The organism is Rhizobium sp. BK512 (assembly GCF_014194915.1).
Taxonomy (GTDB): Bacteria; Pseudomonadota; Alphaproteobacteria; order Rhizobiales; family Rhizobiaceae; genus Rhizobium.
Genome location: NZ_JACIAS010000010.1, coordinates 126,898 through 148,940, shown reverse-complemented (window position 1 = coordinate 148,940; position 22,043 = coordinate 126,898). Strand labels below are relative to the sequence as shown.

Annotated in this window: 13 protein-coding genes; all 13 read right to left on the bottom strand. The window is 60.3% G+C overall.

Features of this window, described 5'->3' with window-relative positions; genetic code table 11:
- Positions 1-2: 2 nt before the first annotated feature.
- A complete protein-coding gene (locus tag FHX06_RS29800) occupies positions 3-491 on the bottom strand; it encodes a MaoC family dehydratase (RefSeq protein ID WP_112968770.1) in 489 nt (162 codons plus the stop codon).
- An 88-nt stretch (positions 492-579) separates the two neighbouring features.
- Positions 580-2,550, bottom strand: a complete 1,971-nt coding sequence (glgX, locus tag FHX06_RS29795; RefSeq protein WP_183881861.1) for a glycogen debranching protein GlgX — start codon at positions 2,548-2,550, stop codon at positions 580-582.
- Between the two features lie 13 nt (positions 2,551-2,563).
- Entirely contained in the window at positions 2,564-4,195 is a 1,632-nt protein-coding gene (locus FHX06_RS29790; RefSeq protein ID WP_112968772.1) for an alpha-D-glucose phosphate-specific phosphoglucomutase, read from the bottom strand.
- Positions 4,196-4,201: 6 nt separating this feature from the next.
- Positions 4,202-5,644, bottom strand: a complete 1,443-nt coding sequence (gene glgA, locus FHX06_RS29785; RefSeq protein WP_112968773.1) for a glycogen synthase GlgA — start codon at positions 5,642-5,644, stop codon at positions 4,202-4,204.
- Between the two features lie 3 nt (positions 5,645-5,647).
- Entirely contained in the window at positions 5,648-6,910 is a 1,263-nt protein-coding gene (glgC, locus tag FHX06_RS29780) for a glucose-1-phosphate adenylyltransferase (RefSeq protein WP_112544185.1), read from the bottom strand.
- A gap of 19 nt (positions 6,911-6,929) precedes the next feature.
- Positions 6,930-9,137 (bottom strand): 1,4-alpha-glucan branching protein GlgB, encoded by a 2,208-nt coding sequence (gene glgB / locus FHX06_RS29775; protein ID WP_183881859.1) that lies wholly within the window; start codon positions 9,135-9,137, stop codon positions 6,930-6,932.
- On the bottom strand, positions 9,137-11,596 hold the full coding sequence (locus FHX06_RS29770) for a glycogen/starch/alpha-glucan phosphorylase (protein ID WP_112544181.1): 2,460 nt from the start codon (positions 11,594-11,596) through the stop codon (positions 9,137-9,139). Before FHX06_RS29770 ends, glgB begins: the two co-directional genes overlap by 1 nt.
- A 280-nt stretch (positions 11,597-11,876) precedes the next feature.
- The gene (locus FHX06_RS29765; RefSeq protein WP_113015566.1) at positions 11,877-13,070 is read right to left on the bottom strand and encodes a vWA domain-containing protein; all 1,194 of its coding nucleotides are present in this window, start codon (positions 13,068-13,070) and stop codon (positions 11,877-11,879) included.
- 117 nt (positions 13,071-13,187) lie between these two features.
- A complete protein-coding gene (locus FHX06_RS29760) occupies positions 13,188-14,075 on the bottom strand; it encodes a transglutaminase domain-containing protein (RefSeq protein ID WP_112968775.1) in 888 nt (295 codons plus the stop codon).
- Entirely contained in the window at positions 14,072-16,489 is a 2,418-nt protein-coding gene (locus tag FHX06_RS29755; protein WP_183881857.1) for a circularly permuted type 2 ATP-grasp protein, read from the bottom strand. Before FHX06_RS29755 ends, FHX06_RS29760 begins: the two co-directional genes overlap by 4 nt.
- 14 nt (positions 16,490-16,503) lie before the next feature.
- Positions 16,504-19,824 carry a DUF2126 domain-containing protein gene (locus tag FHX06_RS29750; RefSeq protein ID WP_183881855.1) on the bottom strand — a complete coding sequence of 1,107 codons (3,321 nt, stop codon included), beginning with the start codon at positions 19,822-19,824 and terminating at the stop codon, positions 16,504-16,506.
- Positions 19,825-19,932: 108 nt separating this feature from the next.
- Positions 19,933-21,315 carry a sensor histidine kinase gene (locus FHX06_RS29745; RefSeq protein WP_183881853.1) on the bottom strand — a complete coding sequence of 461 codons (1,383 nt, stop codon included), beginning with the start codon at positions 21,313-21,315 and terminating at the stop codon, positions 19,933-19,935.
- A complete protein-coding gene (locus tag FHX06_RS29740) occupies positions 21,312-21,989 on the bottom strand; it encodes a response regulator transcription factor (protein ID WP_183881851.1) in 678 nt (225 codons plus the stop codon). The genes FHX06_RS29745 and FHX06_RS29740 overlap by 4 nt, the downstream gene beginning before the upstream one ends.
- Positions 21,990-22,043: the final 54 nt, after the last annotated feature.

Sequence of the window (22,043 nt, the reverse complement as noted above, 5' to 3'; positions counted from 1 at the left end):
ACCTAGGCGTCTTCCGGCCGGTCTTTCGGGTCGAACTGGATGATGGTGATCCAACGGGCGGTCAGTGCCGGCTTCTTTTCGTTTTCGATTTCGATCGAGACATCATAGGTCGTCATCAGCATGCCGGCGCCGCGAAAGCGGGCGTCCGCGAGCACGAAGTGGCCGCGAATGCGGGTGCCACTCCTGACCGGCGACATGAAGCGGATCTTATCGAAACCGTAGTTGATGCCCATCGTCTGCTCGCGCACTTTGGGCAAGCAATTGTAATTCATCGTCGACAACAGCGAGAGCGTCAGGAAGCCGTGGGCGATGGTTCCGCCGAAAGGACTTTCGGCTGCAGCGCGAACAGGATCGACGTGAATGAACTGATGGTCACTGGTTGCTCCGGCAAAGGCATCGATCATCTCCTGATCGACAAGGATCCAGTCAGACAATCCTGTTTCCGTGCCGACCAGCCCCCGGACCTCCGAGAGCGAAATATCCATGACCATGCATTCCTCGTAAAAAGCCGTAGCCGCAAAGCCTTATCGCGCATTCATGACGATTGCGATAATGATTCGCACTAGCGTGTTTCGTGGATCAATTTTCCACGAAAAAGGCGACAGAACGTGGTTCAACGGTAGCGCGGCCGCCGACTTTTCGCGCACCGTCCGGTACAAGCTGCCGCCAGTTTGCTTCGCCGGCTGAGGGAAGCGTAAAGACTTGGTGTTGTTCTGAGCGATTGAACAGGACGGCGAGGCGGGTCTGTTTGCGGCTGGAGCGATCCTCGGTCGCAAGGATCATGCCGAGGGTGGAGAAAGACGGCGTTTCCCATTCGCCTGTTGTCATCGGCTCGCCGGAGAGCGAAATCCATTCCACATCGCCGTTACCGGAGAAGAAGCCCAGGTCGGAGAAGACCGAGAAGCGGTGGCGAAGCGCTGCGACGAAGGCTGTGTGGGCGATCAGGCCCTCGTCCAGCTGCTTCCAGTCGACCCAGGTGATCTCGTTGTCCTGACAATAGGCATTGTTGTTGCCATGCTGCGTGCGACCACCTTCGTCTCCGGCCGTCAGCATGATGCTGCCGCGGCTGGCAAAGAGGGTGGAGATCAGCGCCCTGACATCAGCCTTGCGGCGTTCACGGATGACAGGATAGGCGGTTTCGCCTTCGACGCCGTTGTTCCAGGAATGGTTCTCGTTGTGGCCGTCGCGATTGTTCTCACCGTTCGCCTCGTTGTGCTTGCCGTTGTACGACACGAGGTCCATGAGCGTGAAACCGTCATGGGCGGCGAGGAAATTGACACTGCGGGTTTCTGTTCCGCCGTTGGCCGAGAAGATGTTCGACGAGCCGGCGAGCACCGTCGCGAGTGAACCAGTCTTCCAGTCATCACCGCGCCAATAGCACCTGACGTCATCGCGGGCACGGTCGTTCCATTCCTGGAACGGTGCCGGAAAGTTGCCGAGCTGATAGCCGCTTGGACCGATATCCCAGGGCTCGGCAATCATGATGCGATCGCCGAGCAGATCGTCGGCGAGAATTGCAGCCAGCGTTCCGTTTCGGTCGAAACCGTTTGCCGTGCGGCCGAGAACCGGAGCCAGATCGAAGCGGAAGCCGTCGATGCCTGCATTGCGGACGAAATGGCGCAGGCTGTCGATGATGAGCCGCTGGACATGGGGATGGTCGCAGGCAACCGTATTGCCGGTGCCGGTATCGTTGACGAGCACGGATGGCCGATCCGCCACGTGGCGATAGTAGCTAAGATTGTCGATGCCGCGGAGTGACAGCGTCGTGCCGTATCGGTCGCTTTCGCCCGTATGGTTGAAGACGAGGTCGAGGATGACGGCGATACCTTCCTCATGCAGCTTCGCCACGGTGTCGCTCAGTTCCGCGACACCTCCTGGCACGATACGCGGGTCCAGCGCCATGAAGGCGACAGGATTGTAGCCCCAGCCATTCGTCAGTCCAAGCGGCGGCAGATGGCGTTCGTCGATCCAGGCGGTGATGGGCATAAGCTCGATGGCATCGACGCCGATGCGTTTCAGATGAGCGACGACGGAGGGATGGGCAAGGGCGGCGACCGTGCCGCGCTGAGCTTCCGGCACGTCCGGATGCAGTATGGTGAAGGGCTTGACGGCCACCTCGTAAATAAAGCCGCCCTGTTTGAAGAGCGGCTTTTGAATCTTGACAGGCGCGTCCTTGGTGACGACCGACTTCGGTATCAGATGCTGCGTATCTTCACCGAAGATGCCAAGACGCGGATCGTAGTGGAATGGCCCGTCGACTGCCTTGGCATAGGGATCGATCAGCAGTTTTGAAGGGTCGAACCAGAGGCCGTTGTCCGGAGCATAGATACCATCCGCCCGGTAGCCGTAGCGGGCGCCTTCCTTCAATCCATCGACGAAAAGGCGGAAAACATGGTCGCTGTCGCGGGCCATGGGGAGCCTTGCATATTCCTTGTCGGCATCGTCGAAGAGGCAGAGATCAATCTGCGCTGCATGATGCGACCAGACAGAAAATTCAACGCCTGTTTCGAAAACGATGGCGCCGCCCTGCGCGGAACTGTTGCCCCCCATATGCCCCCCGGGATCAGGTGATCACGGTCGGCTCGTTGCGTCCCGTGCGCTCACGAATGTTTGCGATGCTTTCGGCGGCCGCGATCAGATCCGCGAGCGCTTCCTGCGTTTCGATATTATGGCGAGTCGAATCCGGCTCATAGCGCTCGATATAGACGCGAAGGGTTGCGCCAGACGTGCCGGTGCCGGAAAGGCGGAAGACCACGCGGGAGCCGCCCGCAAACAGGACGCGGATACCCTGATGTTCGCTGACCGATTTGTCGACCGGATCGTGATAGGCGAAATCATCTGCTTTTTCGACGGTCAGATCGCCGAAGGTCTTCCCGGGCAGCGTAGAAAGCTGGGCGCGCAGATTGTCCACCAGGCCGTTTGCGGCATCGCTGTCGACACCTTCATAGTCATGACGGGAATAATAATTGCGGCCGTAAGTCTGCCAATGCTGGGTCACGATGTCCTGCACGCTTTCACCGCGTACGGCCAGAACGTTCAGCCATAGCAGGACGGCCCAGAGACCGTCCTTCTCGCGGACATGGTTCGAACCGGTGCCGGCGCTTTCTTCGCCGCAGATCGTCGCCATGCCAGCGTCGAGCAGGTTGCCGAAGAATTTCCAGCCGGTCGGGGTCTCGTAAATGCCGATGCCGCGCTTTTCAGCCACGCGGTCGGCCGCGCCCGATGTCGGCATGGAGCGTGCGATACCGGCGAGGCCGCCGGAATAGCCGGGCGCCAGATTGGCATTCGCAGCAAGGATCGCAAGACTGTCGGACGGGGTTACGAAAATGCCGCGGCCGATAATGAGGTTGCGGTCGCCGTCGCCGTCGGATGCGGCGCCGAAATCGGGCGCATCCTCACCCATCATCTCGTCGTAGAGCTCCTTGGCATGAACGAGGTTCGGATCCGGATGATGGCCGCCAAAATCCGGCAGTGGCATGAAATTGCGAACGGAGCCCGAGGGAGAGCCGAGACGGTTCTCGAAGATCTCCTTGGCATAGGGGCCAGTCACGGCGCTCATGGCATCGAAGGCGATGCGGAAGCCAAGGCTGATGAGATTACGGATCGCGCCGAAATCGAAAAGTTCTTCCATCAGCGCGGCATAGTCTTCGACCGGGTCGATAACCGAGAGGATCGTTCCACCCGGCAGCTCTTCCTTGCCGATGCGATCGATGTTGACGTCGGCGAAATCGGCAATCTTGTAGCTGTCGATCACCTTGGAGCGGGCAAAGATCGCGTCGGTGATCTTTTCCGGCGCCGGGCCGCCATTGTTGACGTTGTATTTGATGCCGAAGTCTTCGGTCGGGCCACCAGGGTTATGGCTGGCCGAGAGAATGATGCCGCCAAAAGCCTTGTATTTGCGGATGATGTGAGAGGCTGCCGGTGTCGAAAGAATGCCGCCCTTGCCCACCATGACCTTGCCGAAGCCATTGGCGGCGGCCATCTTGATCGCCTTCTGGATGACTTCGCGATTGTAGTAGCGTCCGTCGCCGCCGATGACCAGGCACTTGCCCTGATAGCCTTCCAGTGAATCGAAGATCGACTGGATGAAGTTCTCCGCATAGTTCGGCTGCTGGAAGACGGGAACCTTCTTGCGCAGACCCGAGGTGCCGGGTTTCTGGTCCTGATAGGGCGTGGAGGGAACGGACTTGATCATTTTAGCTCACATGCCTTTCGAGACGAGGCTTGAATACAGGGCAACATAACGTTCGGCGCTCTTCTCCCAAGAGACATCCGACTTCATGCCTTGCTTTTGCAATTGGGTCCAGACTTTTTGATCCGCGTAAAGGTGCATGGCGCGGCGCAGTGCCTGTAGCATGCTTTCTTCGTTTACGGGTGCGAATTGTATGCCTGTCGCCACCTTTGCCGCAAGTGCGGCATGGTTGGCGTCGATGACGGTGTCGTTGAGACCGCCGGTGCGCGCCACGATCGGCACGCAGCCGTAACGCAGGCCATAGAGCTGGGTGAGACCGCAAGGCTCGAAGCGCGAGGGTATGATGATCGCGTCGCAGCCAGCCTGCATGAGGTGCGACATCGGCTCGTTGTAGCCGATGGAAACGCCGATACGGCCGGGATTACGGTGGGCGGCGGCCAGCAGCGCGCCTTCGAGGGCTGCCTCGCCGGATCCCAGCACCACGAGCTTGCCGCCGAGTGCGACGATCCTGTCGGCAGTGCTTGCGACAAGATCCATGCCCTTTTGCCAGGTCAGGCGGCTGATGACGCAGAAGATCGGCGCATCGTCATGGTCGAGATGGAAGAATTCCTCGATCGACCTGCGGTTTTCGAGCCGATTTTTCAGCGTCGTCGGGCCGTAATGCGTGTGGACGACCGGATCGGTCGCCGGATTCCAGATGTCGGCGTCGATGCCGTTGACAATGCCATGCAACACGTCGCGGCGGCTGGCGATGACACCTTCCAGTCCCATGCCGAATTCAGAGGTCAGGATTTCATCGGCATAGGAGGGGCTGACCGTGGTGAGGGCCGTGGCGGTCTGCAGGCCACCCTTCAGGAAGCCGACGGTGCCGTAGTATTCTATACTTTCGGTGGCAAAGGCATGAAGCGGCAGACGCAAGCCGGGGAAGATGTCGGCGCCAAATTGACCCTGGAAGGCAATGTTGTGGATCGTCAGGATGCTCGGCAGCTCGGGCGTCGGGTAATAGCGCATATAGACTGGCACCAGCGCAGCCTGCCAGTCATGGGCATGCACCAGATCAGGCCGCCAGCCCGGCAGTAGGCCTGCGGCGATCTCGGAGCCTGCCAGCGACAGGGCGGCAAAACGGCGCCAATTGTCCGGATGATCCTTGCCTGTCGTATCGAGATAGGGACCGCCGGGGCGGTCGTAATAGGCCGGAGCGTCAAGCACGAGGATGTCGAGACCCTGATGCTCCACCTCCAATATTCTTGCCGGCTGGCCGAGCAGATCTGGAAGCTCCAGGCGGACGACCGGGTTCTGCAGCATCTTCATGACGCTGGGATAGCCGGGCATGAGGGTCTTGGTTTCAACGCCGAAGGATTTGAGGGCTATGGGCAGGGCGCCTGCCACATCGGCAAGGCCCCCTGTCTTGATCAAAGGGAAGACTTCGGACGAGACCGAAAGAACTTTCATAAGTCAGATATCCAGCTTGTCGATCATCGGTTGCGTGATCAGGCAAATGCCGCTTTCCGTCAGTCTGAAGCGCCGCGCGTCGAGTTCTGGGTCCTCGCCAACGACAAGACCTTCCGGGATGACGACACCGTGGTCGATCACAACGTTCTTGAGCTGCGCGCGCCGCCCGATCTTCACATTGGGCAGAATGACCGCTCCGTCCAGCTTGGAGAAGGAATTGGCCCTGACACCTGTGAAGAGAAGGCTCCGGTTGAGACTTGCGCCTGAGATGATGCAGTCGCCGGCGACGACGGACGAGGTTGCCGAGCCGCGGCGGTCTTCGTCGTCATGGACGAATTTCGCCGGTGGAGTGATCTCGGCATAGGTCCAGATCGGCCAGGACTTGTCATAGATATCGAGAGCGGGGACGATGGCCGTCAGGTCGATATTGGCCTGCCAGTAGGCGTCGATCGTCCCTACGTCGCGCCAGTAGGGCTCGTGCTCGAAATCCGAACGCACACAGGACTTGGCGAAACGATGGGCAACGGCCTTACCGTTCTTGACGATGTAAGGGATAATGTCCTTGCCAAAGTCTCGGCTTGAGGTCGGGTCGGCCGCATCGCGGCGCAGCAGATCGAGCAGGAACTTCGTGCGGAAGACGTAGATGCCCATCGAGGCCAGCGCGAAATCCGGTTTGTCAGGAATGCCCGGCGGGTCGGCCGGCTTTTCGATGAAGGCGAAGATCTCGTCCTTCTCGTTGACATGCATGACGCCGAATCCGACCGCTTCCATGCGCGGTACTTCCAGGCAGCCGATCGTTACATCAGCGCCGGAATCGACATGCTGCTGGAGCATGTATTCGTAGTCCATCTTGTAGACATGGTCGCCGGCGAGGATGACCATGTATTCGACGCCGTAATCCTCGATGATATCGATGTTCTGATAGACGGCGTCGGCGGTGCCTTCATACCATTGCGTCTCGGAGACGCGCTGGGAGGCTGGCAGGATATCGAAGCTTTCATTTCGTTCCGGACGGAAGAAGTTCCAGCCGCGCTGCATATGGCGGATCAGCGAATGCGCCTTGTACTGCGTGGCGACGCCGATACGGCGGATGCCGGAATTCAAGGCATTGGACAATGCGAAGTCGATGATGCGCGCCTTGCCGCCGAAATAGACGGCTGGCTTGGCGCGCCGGTCCGTCAGTTCCTTGAGGCGACTTCCCCTACCGCCGGCCAGAACATAGGCCATTGCATCGCGGGCAAGTGGCTGAATGCGTTTTTCTACCATTTTCTCCTCCCACCAGTCACTAATTCTCAGGTTCAAGCATGATCGTCGCCAGCGGCGGCAGGGTTATCGAGCAGCTGATCTCGCCGCCGGCATCGACGGCCTGCACGCGCCCGCCATTGCCTTTTCCGCTGCCCCCATAGATGTCGGCATCGGTATTGAGGATTTCCCGCCAGCGCCCCGGCGAAGGCAGCCGGATCGAATAGTTCTCGCGATAGACAGGTGTAAGGTTGCTGATGACGACGATTGGCTTCTGGCCGGGCGCCTTGCGCAGCCAGGCAAAGACAGAGTTCTCGTAATCGTCCGCAATCAGCCATTCGAAGCCGTCGCCCTCACAGTCGCGGGCGTGGAGTGCAGCCTTGCTGCGGTAGGTGAAGTTGAGGTCGCGCACCAGGCGACGCATGCCTTCGTGCATGCGGTATTGCAGCAGGTTCCAGTCGAGCGATTTGTTTTCGCTCCATTCGGCCCATTGAGCGAATTCCTGCCCCATGAAGAGCAGCTTCTTGCCGGGATAACCCCACATGAAGGCATAGTAGGCGCGCAGATTTGCGAATTTCTGCCAGTCGTCGCCGGGCATCTTGGCGATCAGCGAACCCTTGCCGTGCACGACTTCGTCATGTGACAGCGGCAGGACGAAATTCTCCGAATAGGCATAGAGCAGGCCGAAGGTCAGCTCATTATGGTGATGCCTGCGATGGATGGGATCGCGGCTCATGTAGCTCAGCGTATCGTGCATGAAGCCCATGTTCCATTTGAAGCCGAAGCCGAGGCCGCCTTCGTGGACCGGCTGGGACACCTTCGGCCAGGACGTCGATTCCTCCGCGATGGTCATGACGCCGGGATGCTCGCCGTAGATGCGGGTATTGAGATTCTGCAGGAAACGGACCGCTTCCAGGTTTTCGTTGCCGCCATACTCGTTCGGGATCCATTCGCCGTGCTTGCGCGAATAGTCGAGGTAGAGCATCGATGCGACCGCATCGACGCGCAGGCCGTCGAGATGGAATTTCTCGGCCCAGTAGAGCGCGTTGTTGACGAGGTAGGAGACGACTTCGGTGCGGCCGAAATTGTAGATCGCCGTATTCCAATCCGGATGAAAGCCCTTTCGCGGGTCGGCGTGTTCGTAAAGGGCGGTACCATCGAACCAGCCCAGACCATGTTCGTCGGTCGGGAAATGTGCGGGCACCCAATCAAGAATGACGCCGATGCCAACCTTGTGACAGCCGTTGACGAAACGGGCAAAACCTTCCGGCTCACCGAAGCGGGCGGTCGGCGCGTATAGGCCGGTCGTCTGGTAGCCCCAGGAGGGGTCATAGGGGTGTTCGGTGATCGGCAGGAATTCGATATGGGTAAAGCCCATGTCGACACAATAGGGGATGAGGCTCGAGGCAAGTTCGTCCCAGGACAGCATGGAGCCGTCCTGCCAGCGCTGCCAGGAGCCTGCGTGCACCTCGTAGATACTGATTGGTTGCCGGCGCTTGTCGGTTTCGCGCCAGTGCTTCAGATGCTCCTCGTCCTGCCAATCCTGCACCAGTTCGGCAGCCGTCACCGAGGCCGTCTTCGGACGAAGTTCGCTGCGGCGGGCGAAGGGGTCCGCCTTCAACGGCAGAAGGACGCCATCCTGACCGCGGATTTCGAATTTGTAGGGAACGCCAAGCGGAACATCGGGAGCAAACATTTCCCAGATGCCGCTGTCGGAACGGAAGCGCATGACATGACGTCGTCCGTCCCAATTGTTGAAATCGCCGACGACGGAAACGCGCTGGGCGTTCGGTGCCCAGACGGCAAAATGGATGCCGGTCCCGCCTTCATGCTTGATGCGATGGGCGCCCATCTTGTCGAAGAGCCGGAGATGCGAACCCTGCCTGGCGTAGTAATCGTCCATCGGCCCGAGTACAGGGCCGAAGCTGTATGGGTCCGTCACTGCCCATTCGGCGTCGGCGCGCCGGGCGCGATAACGAACGGGCTGGAGTTTTGTCACGGAAATCTGCCCGCCGAAAACACCGTCGGGATGGAGCTGGTGGAGCTCGCCGATCGGTGTTCCATCCAGCGTCATTGCCGTGACAGCTTCAGCGCCTGGAAGGAAGCACCTGGTGATGAAGGTGTCGCCGGCCTGGTGCACGCCCAGGACGGCAAAGGGATTGGCATGCGATCCACTGAAGATTGCCGCGATTTCGTCTGCCGAAATTTCCCAGGGAAGCTTCACTTCAGGGGCAGCTTTCGGCGGCTTCATCAAGCTCTCCAGATCTCGTCTGCATATTGCCGGATCGTGCGGTCGGACGAGAACCAGCCCATCCGCGCCGTATTGTTGATCGTCTTCTGGTACCAGGAGGACTGGTTGGTCCAGATCTGGTCGACCTCGCGCTGGGCGGCAGCATAGGCATCGAAATCGCCGGCGACCATAAACCAGTCGTGGGAATAGATGCCGTCGATGAGGCCGGTGTAGCGGTTGCGGTCATCGGGAGAGAAAACGCCGGAGCTGATGGCGGCCAGCGCCTGCGACAGCTCACGCGAACCTTCGATGATCGCACGGGGATTGTGGCCCTCGCTGCGGATCTTGGCGACTTCATCGGCCTGCAGGCCGAAGATGACGATATTGTCCTCGCCGACATTGTCGCGCATTTCGACATTGGCGCCGTCGAGCGTGCCGATCGTCAGCGCGCCGTTCAGGCCGAACTTCATGTTGCCGGTGCCTGATGCTTCCATGCCGGCCGTCGAGATCTGCTCGGAAAGGTCGGCGGCCGGGACCATGACTTCCGCAAGCGAGACATTGTAGTTCGGCACGAAAACGACTTTCAGCAGGCCGCGGACCGACGGGTCGCTGTTGATGGTACGGGCGACGTCGTTGATGAGCTTGATGATGAGCTTGGCGTTGTAATAGCTCGGTGCCGCCTTGCCGGCAAAGAGTTTTACACGCGGCACCCAGTCCAGCTCCGGATGCGAGCGGATCTGATCGTAGAGCGCAACGGCTTCGACGATATTGAGGAGCTGGCGCTTGTATTCGTGGATGCGCTTGATCTGGATGTCGAACATGGCAGACGGATCGAGCTTCACGCCCATGCGGCTGGCGACGAGATTGGATAGCGCCACCTTGTTGGCGCGCTTCACGGCGGCGAATTTTTGTTGGAAGCTCGGGTCCGTGGCAAATTTGTCGAGTGCACGCAGCTTTTCGGCGTCATCGAGGAATTCATCGCCGATCGCTTCGCGCACCAGATTGGTGAGACCCGGATTGCACTGTTGCAGCCAGCGGCGAGGTGTAATGCCGTTGGTCTTGTTGTTGATGCGGTCAGGGTAGAGTTTGTGCAGGTCTGCAAAGACCGTGACCTTCATCAGGTCGGTGTGCAGCGCCGAGACGCCGTTGATCGAGTGTGAGCCGACGAAAGCGAGGTTGCCCATGCGTACGCGACGATCACCGTTCTCGTCGATCAGCGAGATCGAGCGGATTTCCGTATCGGAGAAATTGCGCGCCTTGCGCGCTTCGATCAGGATCTTGGCGTTGATCGCGTAGATGATCTGCATGTGGCGCGGCAGCAAGCGCTCGAAGAGCGGAACCGGCCAGCTTTCCAGCGCTTCAGGAAGAAGCGTGTGATTGGTGTAGGAGAAGGTACGGCGAGTGATATCCCAGGCCGTATCGAAGTCCATGCCGTGTACGTCACAAAGCAGGCGGGTCAGTTCAGCGACGGAGACTGCCGGATGGGTATCGTTGAGCTGGATCGCGACCTTGTCCGGCAGCGAGGTGAAGTCGTCATACTGTTGCAAGTGACGGCGAAGGATGTCCTGCAGCGAGGCCGACGAGAAGAAATATTCCTGGCGCAGGCGCAGTTCCTGACCGGCAGGCGTTGCGTCTGCAGGATAGAGCACACGGGTCAGGCTTTCGGCCTTGTTGCTCTCGCGCAGCGCGCCGATGTGGTCGCCGGCGTTGAAAGCGTCGAGCAGGATCGGGTCGATCGGCTGTGCCGACCAGAGGCGAAGCGTATTGACGCGCTTGCCGCGCCAGCCGACGACAGGCGTGTCGAAGGCGGCTGCGATGACACGCTCGGCCGGCTTCCAGACATAGCGCGGCTGTTCATCATGACCGGCAATGACTTCGATCGATCCGCCGAATCCGACTTCATAGGCGCTTTCGCGGCGCTCGAATTCCCAGGGATTGCCGTGCGCAAGCCAGTTTTCGGGGAGCTCTACCTGCCAGCCGTCCGCCATCTGCTGGCGGAAAAGGCCGTGAACGTAGCGGATGCCGTAGCCATAGGCCGGCACGTCAACAGTGGCCATCGATTCCATGAAACAGGCGGCGAGACGGCCGAGACCGCCATTGCCGAGGGCTGCATCGGGCTCGAGGCCCGCAATGACGGTGACATCGACGCCGAGCGACGCCAGCGCATCGCGAACCTCCTCCATAAGGTTGAGGTTGGACACGGCATCGCGCATCAGGCGGCCGATCAGGAATTCGAGAGACATGTAGTAGACGCGCTTGGCGCCCGTTTCGTAGACCTTGCGGGTGGATTCCATCCACTTGTCGATGATGCGGTCACGCACCACCAGAATGGTTGCGGTCAGCCAGTCATGTGGCTTTGCGACCTTGGCATCCTTGCCGATGCGGTAGGTCAGACGCTCGATAATTTCCTCAGCGAGGATTTCTGGCCGGGAACTGCGCGGAGCTGGGGAGAGGATGGTCGGCTTCGAAACAGTATTCATGTCAGGTCTCGCCAATTTTGATTTGGTTACAGTATCTTACGCCTGATTCAATCGATTTGTCGCTTGCACCGACAGGGCAGTTTATGCACCGTTATCACGCACTTGCAACAAGGGAATTGGGCAAACGAAAAATTTGCGGAACCTTCATATTCGACAGGCCCAAGGGACTTGATTTCAATCGGTTTTCCCGATCTGATGGGCCGAATAAAGTTTAAACGAAAAGCCGCCCCGGTTTGTTCCGGAGCGGCTTTTTTGCTGCGGTAGATTATGACTGCGGCGGTCAGTTTGTAAGCAGGGTAAGAGCTTTGGTTGCTTCCTTTGCAATGCTGGTAAAGGAAGCTACCAGATTTTCCATTGTTTCGGCTTCGTAATAGTTGCCGCCCGGCGAAGCACAATATTGGAGCAGTTGCTTACCTTTGTCCGGAGCCATGAAGGCGACGGTAAAAATCTTGATGCCCGCGAGCTTGGTAGCGTCGCACTGGTCACGAACATTTTGGTCATATGTCTTTTGCCATACGCCGGTGTTGCCGGTCATTTCGCCATCGGTCATCAGGATGATATAGCGGGATACGATTTTGTTGTCCTTGGTTGCGTGCGCTTGACTCTCGACATCCGAACCGTCCGAGGCTTTGGCAATTGAAAGAGTCGCTTGCCTCATCGGCTCTGCCGCATCTGTACCGCCGCTTGCGGTAATGCTGTTAACATAGGTCGAGGTCGTAGCGGTGCCCCAAACCATGCCACTCATGCTTTTAATCTGGGTCTTTTTCGCATCTTTGTAGATTAGGCCGTTGTTATAAGAATACGCACCGGTCCGCACGAGGTTGTGGTCGGGATCGGCGGTGTTCAATGCCGTGAAGAGAGCGCTGGCTGCTTTCTTCAATGCATCGATCTTAATGACGTAAGTCTTGCATTTCGTGCCATCATAGGTGGCGCAAGTTGAGGTTTTGTCGCCCATCGACCCAGATTGGTCGAGCACAAGTTCCATCGAGAGGGCAGTCTTGGTATCGCTGGTGCCGCTCGAAGTCGAGCTCGAGGCTCCGATATTCATTGTCTTGTAGCCGAGAACGCCGATTAACGGCGTGGTGGGGATCGCATAGGAGCTGTTGACCGTTACCTTATAGCTCTTGCTGGTTGCTGTCGTGCTGGTATCGACCTTGACGCTCGTTCCGGCCTTGATGCTGTCCATGGCCGAGGTATCCAGATAATTGGCCATCTGACCGCTGACGAAATCCTTTGCTATGGTCTCGGCTGCGGCGGCGTTGGTCGCCGTTCCGTTGGCAAGTGCGGTTGCGGCCGCCAGCGCGCCGGCATCCGTGGCTTCCTGCAGCGTACGTTTGGAGAGGATCGCATTCGAGTAGTCGATCGCCAGGCCCGCAGTGCCGATAAGCACAGGCAGCAGGATGGCCGTCATGATACCGAAATTGCCGCCACGGTCGCGCCGCAGGCGATCAAAAAGCGAATGCAGGGTGTTCATCATGTCCACCGGTTCAAAGGAGCCCTATCAGGCTCTTCATGGACCAGATGACTTTAATGGCCGCTAAAGCCAGTGTGTAAAATTGTCGGCAACTGGCTGTTTTTTCCAGTTTCGGGATTATTTGAGCGGAATTACGTCCACTGCCTGCACGGAACGCTGGCTGCCGTAACTCTTGAGCACCCCGATCACGGGAGCGACATCAGCATAGTCGCGGCCATATGCGACGACGATATGGTCGGTTCCAGCAGGGATATTGTTGGTGGGATCGAGCTCGATCCAGCCGGCCATCTCGCCGCACCAGACGCGGACCCAGGCATGCATGGCATCAGCGCCCTCCAACCGCTCCTTGCCCGGCGGCGGGATGGTGCGCAGGAAACCGGAGACATAACCGGCGGGAATGCCGAGGCTGCGCAGCGCAAGGATCATGACATGCGTGAAGTCCTGGCAGACGCCGCGTTTCAGCTTGAAGGACTCCAGCGGTGTCGTGTCGACAGTCGTCGCTTCCGGATCGTAGGTGAAATCCTTGTTGATGCGGGCGCAGAGCGCATAGGCGATCTGCATGACGGTCAGCGATGGCTGGACACAGCTCTTTGCGTATTCGCTGATCGCCTTGGTTTCCGTCAGGCGCGGACTGTCGCCAAGGAAATGGTGGGGCGATTCAGGATCGAGCGACCAGATCCCCGAGACCTCGTCCGGCAGATCGGCCAGCAACGGCGAGAAATCCGCCGATATGACCTGGCTTTCGACCTGGACGCGGGCCTGCATGCGGATATCGAGCGTTTCATGCGGCGAGCGCAGCAGGAAGGACGTTGCCGGATGCTGAAAGAAATCGACGAAATGCGACTGTTCGTCCGGCTGCGGCGAAATGCTGATCGAGCCTGCGACAAGCCGCTGCCGGTTCGTCAGCGAGAGTGGCATGAGACGCATGATATGGCGCGCGCCGGATGCCGGCGTGTCATAGCTGTAGCCCATGTGCAGGGTGAGATCGTAGAGCACGGCCGTCATCCGAGGTAGGTCTGCGCCAAGAGATCGGAGAGATGTTCCAACTCGCGTTCGAGCCTGTGGTAGACATCACCGTTCATTGTCTCCGGGGTCATGACAGCCAGACCGGAATGCAGCCGCATCGCCTCGCGGTAGAAGGGCGACATCTGGCCGTTGATAAAGGCGTTCGGAAGCTGTTCGACTTCGCGATGGATCTCGTTCATCTGGAAGAGGATCGAGCGCGGATTAAGAGGATCAAGCGCCAGGAGATCGGTGACTGTCAGCCGGGCAGTATTAACGTTGTAGCGCCGGCGATGAGTCATGACGCTGTCGCCGATTTCGAGCAGCATGTCGAGCGCGCCATCGGGTGCTTCCGGGCCGGACATGTGGCCAAGAAGCCGTGTCATATGCAGGCCGCGTTCAATATATCGGCCAAGCGAGAGAAAGCGCCAGCCGGTGAAGCGATACATGTTTTCATGCACGAGACCGGCAAAGCCCGCAAGCTTGCGCAGCAGGATGGTCATCGCATGGCTGGCATCGTCGCCGGCCAGGATGGTCGAGTGGAAGCGGCGGGCAGTCTTGGCGAGATCGTTCAGTGCCAGCCATCCGTCCGGCGAGAAGCGGTCACGGATATTGCTCGCCGAATAGACGGCGCTGTCGATATTGCGCAGCAGCGATTCCGGCACCGGTTCGGTCGTGTCTATATCGACGGCGGCAAGATATTGCGTGACGTCTGCAAGCAGCGGTTGGCTGGGGTCGGCAGCTTCGGCGTAGCGTCCGTGCCAGGCGCGCAGGATGCGTAGCGCTCCCTCGGCGCGCTCGATATAGCGGCCAAGCCAGAAGAGGTTGTCGGCGGCACGGCTCGGCAGGCTGCCCGGCATGTTGCGGGTGAAGCTGCCTTCGGCGGGCAGGAGCGTGTGGCGCTCGACCGGCTTGTCGCTGACGATCCAGACGTCGGCCGCAGCACCGCCGGATTGCATTGCGATCGCGGCGGCATCGTCTCCCGCGCCGATACGGGCAAAGCCACCGGGCATGATCTGCCAGCCGTTGGGGGTACGGGCGGCGAATACGCGCAACGACATCGGCCGGGGCGTCAGTTTGCCGTTGACCCAGGCTGGTGTCGTCGAGAGGGTGACGACCTCCTGACCGACGAGTTTTGCACCGTCGCTCGTCAGCCAATCCGCGATCGAAGTCTTCGCAGTGGCGCGCAGCGACGAGCCGAGAACGGATTCGCCACTATCATCGAAGAAGGGAGCACGGGAATAGGCTGGGCCGATCACCATCTTTTCGATGTTGGTCGCCACGTGATCGCGTTCGTCCTTCTGGCCGCACCACCATGTCGCGATGGAGGGCAGGCGAAGATCCTCGCCCAGCAACTGGCGACAGACGGCGGGCATGAAGGCGAGCAGGGCGCGCGTTTCCAGAACACCGGTGCCGAGCGCATTGACGATTGTAACGGTTTCGGCGCGCAACGCTTCGACAAGGCCAGGCGTGCCGATATGAGAGTTCTGGTTCAGCTCCAGCGGATCGGCATAGGCGGAATCAAGACGCCGCCAAAGCACGCCAATCGGCTTCAGGCCAGCAACGGTGCGAACCATGACACGGCCGTTGACGACAGTCAGGTCCTCCCCCTCCAGCAACATGAAGCCGAGGTAGCGGGCGATATAGGCGTGTTCGTAATAAGTCTCGTTGGCCGGGCCGGGCGTCAGGACCGCGATGCGGTCGTCGCCCGAATGTTTCATCGTCTGCAGAGCGTCGCGGAAGGCGCCGAAGAAGGAAGCGAGGCGGTGAACCGGTGTTTCGGCATAAACGTCGGAGAAGGATCGCGTGGTCGCCACGCGGTTTTCAAGCGCGAAGCCCGCGCCGGATGGCGCCTGCGTGCGATCAGCGAGCACCCACCAGTTGCCGTCGGGGCCGCGGCCGATTTCGAAGGCGCAGAAATGCAGATAGTGCCCGGTCGCCGGCTTTACGCCAACCAGAGACCGCTGAAATTCCGGATTGGCGGCGATGAGCGCGGGTGGGAGAATGCCTTCTTCGACGAGCTTGTTGTCGCCATAGATATCGGCAACCATCGCTTCGAGGAGATTGGCGCGCTGCACGAGGCCCGCCGAAAGAGCCTGCCATTCGCGCTCGTCGATCAAAACCGGAATGTGTGAGAGCGGCCAGGCGCGCTCGCCGCTGCCTTTGGCGCCGTAGGCGCGATAGAAGACGCCTGCATCACGCAGGTAGCGGTCGGCGCGGGCAAAACGCTCGGCCAGATCCTTTTCCGGCATAAGGTTCAGATGGGCGAGGAAACGCTGCCAGACCGGGCGGATTGCGCCGCTGTTGTCCACCATCTCGTCGGCGATGCCGGGCAAGGGAGCATAGTCGAAGGCCGCATCCGCGCCGGCGCGTTCCTCGATTTCGTCCCTCAATTCCAATGCAGGCTTCTTGCCCATCAGACCCAGTTTCTTCAAATTCCAGCGGGTCGCCTCAGATCCAGCGTGAGCGGGAATTCAGGCGAGACCGTCTCGGCGCGCGGAATATAACCGCCCGCCGTGTGTCCCCACGGTTCGAAGCGGGCGAGTCGGCGCGCTTCCGCCTCGTTGCCGTTGACCGGGAAGGTGTCATAGTTCCGCCCGCCCGGATGGGCAACGTGATAGATGCAGCCGCCAATCGAACGTTTCGACCATGTATCATAAATATCAAAAGTCAAAGGCGTATTCACGGGCAGCACGGGATGTAAACCGGAAGCCGGCTGCCAGGCCTTGAAACGCACGCCTGCGATCGACACCCCAGATGTGCCCGTCGGCGTCAGCGGTACGATGCGACCGTTGCAGGTGACGGCGTAGCGCGAGGCATTGCCGGATTCGAGGCGAACCTGCAGGCGTTCGACGGACGAATCGACGTAGCGCACCGTGCCGCCGACCGCTCCTTGTTCGCCCATGACGTGCCAGGGCTCCAGCGCCTGGCGCAACTCCAGCTTCGAGCCCTCGTATTCGACTTCGCCGCAGAAGGGGAAGCGGAATTCGAGTTGAGCCTTGAACCAGTCGGAGCTGAGATCGAACCCGTTTTCACGAAGGTCGGAGAGCACATCGAGGAAGTCCTGCCAGACATAGTGCGGCAGCATGAAACGGTCATGCAGTGACGTGCCCCAGCGCACGAACCTGCCTTCGGCCGGATTCGTCCAGAAGCGGGCGATGAGTGCCCGCACCAGCAATTGCTGGGCGAGCGACATGCGGGCATTCGGCGGCATTTCGAAGCCACGAAATTCGACGAGGCCGAGGCGGCCGGTCGGGCCGTCGGGTGAGAAGAGCTTGTCGATGCAGATTTCGGCGCGATGGGTATTTCCGGTCACGTCGATCAGCAGGTTGCGGAACAGGCGATCGACGAGCCAGGGCAGGGGCTGCAGGCCGCGTCCGGGAGCGGGGATCTGCGCCAGCGCGATTTCCAGTTCGTAGAGACTGTCGTGACGGGCTTCGTCGATGCGTGGCGCCTGGCTGGTCGGGCCGATGAAGAGGCCGGAGAAGAGATAGGAGAGCGACGGATGGCGCTGCCAGTGCAGCACCAGGCTTTTCAGCAGGTCCGGACGGCGCAGGAACGGACTGTTGTTCGGATTGCTGCCGCCGACGACGACGTGATTGCCGCCGCCGGTGCCGGTGTGGCGGCCGTCGATCATGAACTTGTCGGCGCCGAGGCGGCTCTCTCGCGCTTCCTCGTAAATGGCGGTGGTGATGTCCACCGTCTCCTTCCAGGTCGAGGAAGGGTGAATGTTGACCTCGATGACGCCAGGATCGGGCGCCACGCGGATGACGTTGATGCGCTCATCCTGTGGCGGCGCATAACCTTCGATATGGACGGCAAGGCCGAGAGCGGCGGCGGCGCGTTCGGTCGAGGCGATGAGATCGAGATAATCTTCGAGCGTCTCGGTTGGTGGCATGAATACGCAGAGGCGGCCATCGCGCGGCTCGACGGAAAGGGCGGTACGAATGTGTCCGCCAATTTCGCTGGCCGACTGCGGCATGGTCAGTTGCTGGCCGGTGAAAGGCTGGAAGTGTGCGGCCTGCAACGCTCTCCCGCTATCTCGTGCGAAATCCGGTAGTTCGGGCCGCTGCATGAAGGGGTCGAGCGGATTGATGTAGGGATATTGCGACGGCGGGATATAGGCGAGGGAGTTTAGCGGAAGGCGGTAGCCGACCGGACTGTCGCCCGGCATGAGGAAGATCCGGCCGCGCCGTGTCGACCATTTCTCGCTGGTCCAACTGCGACCGGTGGCGCGCGCGTTCCATGCCTGAACGGGCAGAACGTAGCCGGTCGGTCGGGTCAGCCCGCGATCGAAGACGCGGGCTATACGGCTGCGCTCCTCTGCATTCTCCAGCTTGGAGTTCGACGGATCAACGTTTTCGGGTAGGCTCGCTTCTTTGACCAGCCATTCGGCGGGGTCTTCGAAGGCCGGTGTGACATAGTCGGGCGAAAGATCGAGTTCGCCGGCAATCGCAGTCAGCAGGCGGCCGGCATCATCCTCGGTGACCTGATAGTTGCGGCCCTCGGTGGCAACGAGATTGTCATTCGACCAGATCGGCAAGCCATCCTTGCGCCAGTAGAGCGAGAAGGTCCAGCGCGGCAGGCTTTCGCCCGGATACCACTTGCCCTGGCCGTAGTGCAGGAAGCCATCTGGAGCAAAACGGGCGCGCAGCCGGCGGATCAAGGCATCCGCCTTTTCGCGCTTCGTCGGGCCGACGGCTTCGGTGTTCCATTCATCCGACTGGAAATCGTCGATGGAGACAAAGGTCGGTTCGCCGCCCATGGTGAGGCGCACATCTTCGGCTTCGAGGATGTGGTCGACCTTTTCGCCAAGCTCGTTTAGTTGGTCCCAGGCGTCGTCTGAAAAGGGCTTGGTGATGCGCGGATGCTCGGCGACGCGGGCAACCTTCATGTCGAAGGCGAATTCGGTCTCGGCTTCGCCGAAATAGCCACCCGAGATCGGCGCGGCATTGCGGAAATGCGGAGTGGCGGCAAGCGGGATATGGCTCTCGCCTGTCAAGAGGCCCGAGGTCGGGTCGAGCCCGATCCAGCCGGCGCCGGGAAGGTAGACTTCGGCCCAGGCATGAAGGTCGGTAAAATCATACTCCGTGCCGGATGGCCCATCGAGCGCCTTGAGGTCCGGGGTCAGCTGGATGAGATAACCGGAGACGAAGCGGGTGGCGAGGCCGAGGTGGCGCAATATCTGGACGAGCAGCCAGCTCGTGTCGCGGCAAGAGCCCTTGGCAGTCTCGAGCGTCTCTTCCGGTGTCTGGACGCCGGCTTCCATGCGGATCACATAGCCGATCTGCTGCTGCAGACGCATGTTCAGGCCGACGACCATGTCGACGGTCTTCTGCTCCGAGCGGTCGAGCGTTTCGAGGAAGGCCTTCAGGCGCGGGCCGGGCTCTTCCGGCTGCATGTATATCGTCAGGTCTTCACGGATCGTTTCCGGATAGTCGAAGGGCCACATCGTCGCTTCCTCTTCGACGAAGAAGTCGAAGGGATTGTAAACCGTCATGTCGGCGACGAGATCGACCTCGATCTTGAATTCGGTCACCGGGTCGGGGAAGACGAAGCGGGCGAGGTAGTTGCCGTATGGATCCTGCTGCAGGTTCACGAAATGGTTCGACGGCGTGACCTTCAGCGAATGGCTCAGGACCCGTGTCTTCGAATGCGAGGCGGGCTTCAGGCGGATGATCTGTGGGCCGAGGCGGACCGGTTTGTCATATTGATAATGGGTCAGATGATAGATGCTGGCTTTGATCGACATATTGCTCTTTTTGTCCGCGTGCCGTTGATCGGCTTAGCTGTTCCCAAAGCCAGTGTGTGCAATGCAGCGAAAGAATGCAAGGCAGAAAGGTTAACGCGAGGATGACGTTCAGGCGGCCCTGTTGAAGGTCACCGACGCCTTCAAGCCCCTGCCGCCGCGGCCGGGGATGAGTGTCAGTCTCGCGTTGAAAAGATTGGCGATTTCCTCAACGATCGGCAGGCCGAGACCAGCGCCTGGCGCACCGGATTCATTGCCGCGCGAGAAACGCTTTCTGACCGCTTCGAGCTTTTCGGGTGGAATGCCCGGGCCGTTATCCTCGACCTCCAGCCGCACCGTCTCGGCATCTTCAAGGATCCGCACGGTCACTTCTGCGCCCTGGCCGGCATAGGCAATGGCGTTGCCGGCAAGATTGCGCAGCATTTCGCCGATCAGCAGCGGTTCGGCGCGGATCATGGCAGGGCCTTCCCCCTCGAAGCCGAGATCGATGCCGGCTTCGGCAGCACGCGGGATCTGCTCGCCGGTGATCTCCTGGGCGATGGCGGTGAGATCGATGGCCGAGGCCGTCAGCGCTTCCTTGGCGGTGGCGGCATCGATCTTGGCCATGAGCAGAAGCTGCGCAAGGATGCGCTCGGCATGGGCGACCGCCTGATCGCCCTTGAGGGCAGCGTGCTGTGCCTCATCCAGCGAGGTGGAGCGAACGGAGAGGGCAAGCTGGGTGCGGATGATGGCAAGCGGCGTGCGCAGCTGATGGCTGGCATTGCCGGTGAAATTGCGCAGCGCATCGAGGGCCGATTGCAGGCGCACCATGAAGGAGTTGACGGTATCGACGAGCGGCTGCACCTCGCTCGGCACGGATTGTTCGATCGGATGCAGGTCGTCTGGGCTGCGTTCGCCGATAGCGTCGCCAAGCTTGTAGAGCGGTCGCAGTGCCACCGTGACGGAGATCCAGACGATGACGGCAGCACCGGCAATCATGACAGCGAGACGCAGGGCCGAGCGCACGAGGATCGCCTGGGCGAGCTGACGGCGGGCGATGGTCGTTTCTGCGACGGTGACAACGAACGGCACGGAGCGGATGCCGGTCGAGGCGGATCGTCCCAAAGTCGCGACGCGGATCGGCTCGCCACGGAAGATGTCGTCGGCGAAGGCGGCGGTATCGCCCTGCGTTTCCTTCAATACCGGAAGCGCCTGATATCCGGTGATGAACGTTCCGGGCGGGCCGTCGACACGGTAGAAGACACGGTCCTGCGCTGCCGAGGTGAGCATCTCCAGCGCGACATAGGGAATGTCGACCTCGAGCGTGCCGTCTTCGGCGACGACCACGCGTTCGGCTATCGCGAGTGCCGAGCCGGCGAGCACACGATCGGAAACGATGTTCGATGTCTGCACGGCCTCGCGCCAGGTATCGGCAAGCGCCAGCGTGCCGATAACGGCGGTCGAGACAAGCAGCCAGAAAAGCAATCGGCGCCGGAGCGAATAGGCAGCCGTCATGAGGCCTCGGGCAGTTTGTCGAGGTAATAGCCGATGCCGCGTGCGGTCTTGACCGTCAGGCCGTGCGGCGAGAGCCTTTTCCGCAGCCGGCTGACATATTGCTCGATAGCATTGGACGAAATGTCGTCATCGAAAGCGGTCAGCGACTGCATGATTGCTTCCTTGGCGACGACCTTGCCAGCACGCATGAAGAGGATTTCCAGAAGGCCGAGCTCGCGGGCTGGAATATCGAGCGGAGTGGCACCGGCCGAAAAAGCGCGGGAGTTGAGGTCGAGCGAGATCGCCCCGAAGCTGACGGTCGAGGAATGCAGCCCGGCCTGGCGACGCAGGAGCACGCGGACGCGCGCCTCGAATTCGGCAATGTCGAAGGGCTTTATAAGATAGTCGTCAGCGCCGAGATCCAACCCTTTGACGCGTTCTTCCGGGGAACCGCGGGCTGTCAGGATAAGCACTGCAGCCCTGCTGCCGCGAGCGCGCATGGCGCGCAGCACATCGAGCCCGTCCATCTCAGGCAGGTTCAGGTCAAGAATGACGAGATCGAAATTTTCGGCTGCAATCACGGCGTTAGCCGAGGCTCCGTCATGGACGACATCTACGGCATGGCCCGTACCACGCAAGATCGCCGACAGGCCGTCGGCCAGCGCGATATTGTCTTCGGTCAGCAGGATGCGCAACGGATGTTTCCCTCGAATTTTTGAGGGAGTTTATCAGGGACGGCAGCCCGATGT

Bases quoted from the DNA above. Each gene is read 5' to 3' on its own strand.
- FHX06_RS29760 (WP_112968775.1), bottom strand. From the start codon at position 14,075: ATGACGGCCGTGCTCTACGATCTCACCCTGCACATGGGCTACAGCTAT.
- glgC (WP_112544185.1), bottom strand. From the start codon at position 6,910: ATGGTAGAAAAACGCATTCAGCCACTTGCCCGCGATGCAATGGCCTAT.
- FHX06_RS29745 (WP_183881853.1), bottom strand. From the start codon at position 21,315: ATGACGGCTGCCTATTCGCTCCGGCGCCGATTGCTTTTCTGGCTGCTT.
- FHX06_RS29770 (WP_112544181.1), bottom strand. From the start codon at position 11,596: ATGAATACTGTTTCGAAGCCGACCATCCTCTCCCCAGCTCCGCGCAGT.
- FHX06_RS29800 (WP_112968770.1), bottom strand. From the start codon at position 491: ATGGTCATGGATATTTCGCTCTCGGAGGTCCGGGGGCTGGTCGGCACG.
- glgA (WP_112968773.1), bottom strand. From the start codon at position 5,644: ATGAAAGTTCTTTCGGTCTCGTCCGAAGTCTTCCCTTTGATCAAGACA.
- FHX06_RS29750 (WP_183881855.1), bottom strand. From the start codon at position 19,824: ATGTCGATCAAAGCCAGCATCTATCATCTGACCCATTATCAATATGAC.
- FHX06_RS29755 (WP_183881857.1), bottom strand. From the start codon at position 16,489: ATGGGCAAGAAGCCTGCATTGGAATTGAGGGACGAAATCGAGGAACGC.
- glgB (WP_183881859.1), bottom strand. From the start codon at position 9,137: ATGAAGCCGCCGAAAGCTGCCCCTGAAGTGAAGCTTCCCTGGGAAATT.
- FHX06_RS29790 (WP_112968772.1), bottom strand. From the start codon at position 4,195: ATGATCAAGTCCGTTCCCTCCACGCCCTATCAGGACCAGAAACCCGGC.
- FHX06_RS29765 (WP_113015566.1), bottom strand. From the start codon at position 13,070: ATGAACACCCTGCATTCGCTTTTTGATCGCCTGCGGCGCGACCGTGGC.
- glgX (WP_183881861.1), bottom strand. From the start codon at position 2,550: ATGGGGGGCAACAGTTCCGCGCAGGGCGGCGCCATCGTTTTCGAAACA.